Origin of the sequence: Exiguobacterium mexicanum, assembly GCF_005960665.1 — a bacterium.
Classification (GTDB): Bacteria; Bacillota; Bacilli; order Exiguobacteriales; family Exiguobacteriaceae; genus Exiguobacterium; species Exiguobacterium mexicanum_A.
Window position 1 is genome coordinate 1 of record NZ_CP040674.1, and the last position, 4,590, is coordinate 4,590.

Sequence of the window (4,590 nt, forward strand, 5' to 3'; positions counted from 1 at the left end):
ATGAAATTTAAAAAGGTTTCTAATTCGCTTATTGCTGCCGGAATTCTCGTTTCTTCTTTCGCGCTTCCTGTTACAGGGAACGCCGAAGGTGATGATTACTATTCAAATGAAACAAATCCAACTGCTAGACCAACCATCGTTTTAGAAGAAAATAGCATTGGTAATAAGTTGCTTAATGGCGAAGTTACTCCTATGTATGTCCCAATTCCATATACATATGTGCACACTTACTTTTACAGTAATTATCAAGTTGGGCAAATGGTAAACAAAATGAGCCCTGGAACTACTAGCGCTGCCGTTGCAGCCTTAGGCTTGATTACGCTACCGTCAGCAGTAGCCAAACCAGTAGCAGTTGCCGGCTATATGGTCGCTACAGCTACACAAAACAAATATACTTATTTCAGAAGCGCTTACGATCAAGGATATGGTCTTCAACTAATTGTTCGTAGAAACCCGAGCTACAATGGTTATAATGCTGCTACCTTGGCAGAGTGGGTAAAGACGAACTCAAGAATGCAGTAATGATAAATTACAGTTGAACGGTCGCATCGTCTCGAGACGATGCGATCGTTCGAATGGAATCCACTTCCCTGATCCAGTGACCGAGAGGGAACGGGTCGGGGAAGATTGGTCTTGGGAGTGTCGATCCCGACAGGGATCGACACTCCCTTTCTCGTGGCCAGACACGAGAAACAGCCCTTGATTTTTACCTCGTAGAGCCCGCCTCTTGCTTGCAAGAGTATAGCGGGCTATACTCTTCTCAAACGACAGACGAAATTCGCCCCTCGCTTCGCTTCGGTTCTCGTCGTCATCAAGGAGGAAAGAACATGGCATTCGACTTCGCTTGGAACACTCAAAAAAACCAATTGAGTGATGTAAAAGGCAAAGAAAGAGAACAAGAACGAGAAGGGAAAATCAAGAACTATATGATAGATCCGACCCGAACCCACCTCAATTATGATTTCGTGAAAAGTGAGACCGGTCTCTACCAACGGGTCAAAGAACGATCTGAATTCTTGAAATCACAAGGGAGCAAAGTACAGAAGAATTCGGTTGTCCTGTACTCGAACATCATTACGATTCCGAAAGTCGAAGCAGCCAAGATGACCGACGACGAGCACAAGGCATACTTCCAAAGTTGCTATGAGTATTTCTGTGATCGATATGGTGACGAGAACGTATTGAGCGCCAAAGTCCATCTGGACGAAACGACGCCCCATATGCACCTTCATTTCATGCCTGTGAACAAAGAGAACGGTAAATTACAGGCAAGGACTGTGATGGGACCGAAAGCGTTGCGCGAGATTCACGACCAACTACCGAAGTTTCTCCAAGAACGAGGGTTTGACGTGAAACGGGCGAGTGGCGAGAAGACGAAGATGAAACTCGACATTCATGAATTCAAGGCGCACCAAGACTTCAAGCGCCAAACGGAGCAACTTCGAGAGGAAGTCCAAGCCTTGGCCGAAAAAGCGACTAAAGGCAAAGAGTACGTGATGAAGGCCAAGGACGTCCGTGATCAGTTGGGCGAGCAAGTAGTCGAATACGAGAATTTGCTCGGGAAGCAAAAAGAGCAGGTCGAAGTCGGTCAAAAACGATTGGACTCTCTCTATGCAGAACTCGAGACGACCGAAGATTTCGTCACAAAAGAAATCAAATCTTTGAAAGGAAAGGCGGATCAGTACCGTTCCCAAATCCAAGAAACGATCGATGCACTGTCGAACCTTAGCCTGGTCGAGAGTTTCAACGAAAGCGCCAAACGACAAAAATTATCGAGCAACCTGACGATTTCCCCTTCTTCCTTCGAGAACTTGAAGAAGCAAGCCGAATTGTCAGTCCAACTTCAAAAAGCGCTGCAGGCGAGCGAACGAGAAAAGAAACAACTCGTGGACCGGAACAAGTATCTTGAGTCGCAGAACGATCGCATCCCGAATCTCCTGCAAGAGAACCGCCGACTGGCGAGAGAGATTGAGTTTTTCAAGTCCGTATTAACCAAGTTGAAAGAAGCACTGGTCAATCAAAAGATGATTGCTCAAGATAAATTGGATAAATGGATTGGGTCTTTCAAGTCGAGAGCGACCTTCGAAATGAACGGATCAGTCGAACCCGCATTCGAGAACGAGAACGAAAAAGAGGGGTTCGAATGGCATCGAGAGACATACGGGGCGAAGTACGAAGAGAAAAGTAGCGATATGGAGCGTTAAAACATCCTGAGAGACGTTCAAGTGAGAAATAAAGGCAAAGACCCATGTACAGCCGGAAATGCCTGCAAAGGCGAATTTCGGGCCGTACATGGGTCTTTTCTACGGGTACTAACTTTATAGGCAATTGACACATTAATTTCGCTTCAAGAATCGAGACTTTCTTGGAGCGAAATCGACACGATTTGATCGAGCATGAGGACAAGCCCTTTCTTGATAAGAATCTTCCCTTTCGGGTCGGGCTGGAAGTAATCGAGTCGAATCAGCAGGTCACCGATTGCCCGTTTCTCTGAAATCTCGGCTTCGAGCGTCGCCAAGTCGATGTTGGCGACCTCGTAGGTCGATCCGTTCGTCATTGAAATCCAAATTTCATCCATCATTTTCCCGCCTTTCGAGGGTCGAAAAGTTTGTGAAATCGGTCGATTTTCGTCCGTTTTTCGGACTTTGGCTTGAGTGCGTTGCTAAGTTTGCGTGGAGTTTTTATTTCACGCAAAGAAGGGGCGAATCGCCCCGAAATCAGAGGATTCCGTCGTACTCGGGGGCGTGGTCGCCCGACGAGAGTCCGAAGAAGTAATATCCGCCGGTCACGGGGCAAAGCTCCATCTTGTCGGCACAATCGTCGCAGATCAGTACCCCGTCGGTCGTCATTGACGGCATGTTGTGGGTCGATAACCACTCTCTGCATCCTGCCATTCCACATTTCACGAGGTGTCGATCGTCTTTCATTGTCTTCGTTGTCATTGCTGTTTCCCCCTGTTTTTTAGGTGATACAGTACGATAACGACTCCATATCGCCATTGCAAGCAAAAAGCGAAAGAATATCATAATAGACGAATTTCTTCTTGATCCACGCTGCAATCTCTTCGGATTGCTACCGTGGATCTTTCAACGTTCTTCTACTTTCCACTGAACGCACTTCGCTACGGCGTTTACGCCTTCGCTCGCTTGTCGGGGCACATGCGGAACACTTCGCCAGACTACGCTAGGCTCGTATTCCTCGTGCCACATACTAATTTGCATCGTCTACGTCGCGCCAATCTGGCAGGCATTTTCTCGAATTTCAACTTGCATGAAGCGAGGACAACATTCATCCTGAAGCGAAATGACGGAAACGGCGGACAGAAAATGCCTTCCTATCCGGCAAAATTCAACAAAATCGATTAGATTGCAGGATGGGAAGGAAGGCACGTCTGATTCGGGTTCATCCCTCGCTTCATGCTCGGTTTCCGTCGTATCAGCCCAATCTAATGCTAGGGTTTCCCCATGACCGTACTACACACTCAAACAAGCCCTTGCGGTTTCAACGCCCCCCGATGCCGTGCATCGGTTCATCAACTCGGTTGTATCGTCCTCCCCGTCCGTAACGGAAAGTCCTGCCGTAGTGATTGGTTACGATTTTTAGCAGTCTACTTATGTACGATCCTTCACCCCCGTGGGGGTCTTGTCTTTCCTTCATTCAGCACTAAGGTAGCCCTCACCCTCCCTAACGTCCGATTGGGAAGACGTTAGGGATATGTAGGCACTCATGGTTCTCGGCATCGTTCCGATCACCATGAGCCGTTGATTACGGGGCGCTCCCTTGACGTGTCGTGCACGTCCGCATAAGGCTCAACTCACCTTTGTCAGTGTTTTAGAGAGGTATCAGGCAATTCCTCTTATTCGATTAGTCCATAAACTCATCTTGAAAATGAGTTTATGGAAAACGAAAAAAGACCGTCCAACTGGCGCTGCCCAGTCAAACGGTCTTTGTAGATAGGGTTCCTACGCTTGTTTTTACTTGAAAAACAGGGTAGTATGTACCTATAAACGTGCCCCTCGGTGTTCGGGGGGTACACCGTTTAACCAGTGTTTGCGCACTTGGTTAAACAAAAGTCATTCCATCGATCCACATCAGTAGTTGGTAGCTTCTGATGTGAGGAGGAGTGGCTTTTTTTTTCGTCCATGTTTAATTGTCTTAATATTAGCAAAGTATTTAGCATTGGGGAAACTATTTTCATACTTATTATTAAAAATTCTAAGACAAGTCACTTAATTAATTTAATCCAGCGAAAAAACAAATTGTCATTATTGGTTTTCATCTTCCAATAACAGTTTTTCTTTTATCGCTTTTTTTGCTTTTTATTTTATTGTAAATGGAAAAAATCAAAAGTAGATAAACAATGCCAGTACAAATATAAATGAAATACTCTACAAATGTGCTGCTGTAAGAGAAATTACTAATCTGATAACTCATCAAAGTAAAAAAAACACTCATAAATAGCATGTGACCAACGCTCATAATATTCCTTTTCATGGCATTTTTTATCATAAAATATCCCTCTTTTCAAAATTTTCTGTTAATATTAATATATCACACCGCCACTGTTTTGTTACCAAAAGGAGGATATTT

At 45.3% G+C, this 4,590-nt stretch carries 4 protein-coding genes; 2 read left to right on the forward strand and 2 right to left on the reverse strand.

Features of this window, described 5'->3' with window-relative positions; translation table 11 throughout:
- Both FED52_RS13925 and mobV read left to right on the forward strand, forming a co-directional pair.
- Complete coding sequence (locus FED52_RS13925; protein ID WP_138858511.1) at positions 1-522, forward strand: hypothetical protein; 522 nt, start codon at positions 1-3, stop codon at positions 520-522.
- A gap of 305 nt (positions 523-827) precedes the next feature.
- Positions 828-2,204 carry a MobV family relaxase gene (gene mobV, locus FED52_RS00030; RefSeq protein ID WP_138858508.1) on the forward strand — a complete coding sequence of 459 codons (1,377 nt, stop codon included), beginning with the start codon at positions 828-830 and terminating at the stop codon, positions 2,202-2,204.
- Positions 2,205-2,347: 143 nt separating this feature from the next.
- Here mobV and FED52_RS00035 read toward each other — a convergent pair whose 3' ends face one another.
- The gene (locus FED52_RS00035; protein ID WP_138858509.1) at positions 2,348-2,578 is read right to left on the reverse strand and encodes a hypothetical protein; all 231 of its coding nucleotides are present in this window, start codon (positions 2,576-2,578) and stop codon (positions 2,348-2,350) included.
- A gap of 139 nt (positions 2,579-2,717) precedes the next feature.
- Entirely contained in the window at positions 2,718-2,942 is a 225-nt protein-coding gene (locus FED52_RS00040; RefSeq protein ID WP_138858510.1) for a hypothetical protein, read from the reverse strand.
- Positions 2,943-4,590 lie beyond the last annotated feature (1,648 nt).